Raw genomic sequence first — 616 nt, 5'->3', positions numbered from 1 at the left:
CTCTGTAGTGATTTTAAGCCAATTCTCTGCGGGGATGTTTAGTCTATTCAGTATGTCCAGGCTGCTTGAACTAATGGATCCACGCTTATCTTCTCGAATTATCCGACCGGTATCTTCAACTAAGACGATGTAGTCTTTTACGCTGAACATGAGCCCGTTAGGCATGTTTAAGCGCTCATTACCCACAAACGGTAATAGCTCTGATGGTTGTTCGCTTTTCATCGCTGAATTGATACGGCGTTGAATACTGGTGTAATCTGAGGTTTCAGGGGTTGCAGCCATTTTGGCTCTGACAGGGTTTAAATCAACGTAAGCCATACAGGCTAAAACTGCTGCTTCATCAAGCAAAGCCTGAGATTTAAACCAGCCTTCCCAAAATCGCCCTGTGCATTTATCTTCTTTGTTGGCCATTCTGGCGATGGGCTCACTGAGTGAGCGCATAAACCAACTGATATCAATTAAGCGTTTACGGTATTCGGTAATGCATTCATTGACGGTTTGCAGTTCAAACTGGTTAAGGTCTTCCTCTTTTAGGTATTTGTGCGTGAGTAACGTACCTTTAAAGCCCTTGTGCCATTGAATTAGCACTTCTTTATCTGACCACTTTTTTGCTTTA

1 pseudogene is annotated in these 616 nt (G+C 43.0%); it reads right to left on the bottom strand.

Annotated elements, in window-relative coordinates:
* A pseudogene (locus tag CXF88_RS14380) lies at positions 1-616 on the bottom strand (transposase); the annotation flags it as partial.

Source organism: Shewanella sp. ALD9 (assembly GCF_002836315.1).
In the GTDB taxonomy this organism is placed as follows: Bacteria; Pseudomonadota; Gammaproteobacteria; order Enterobacterales; family Shewanellaceae; genus Shewanella.
This window is presented reverse-complemented; position numbering and strand designations above follow the sequence as displayed.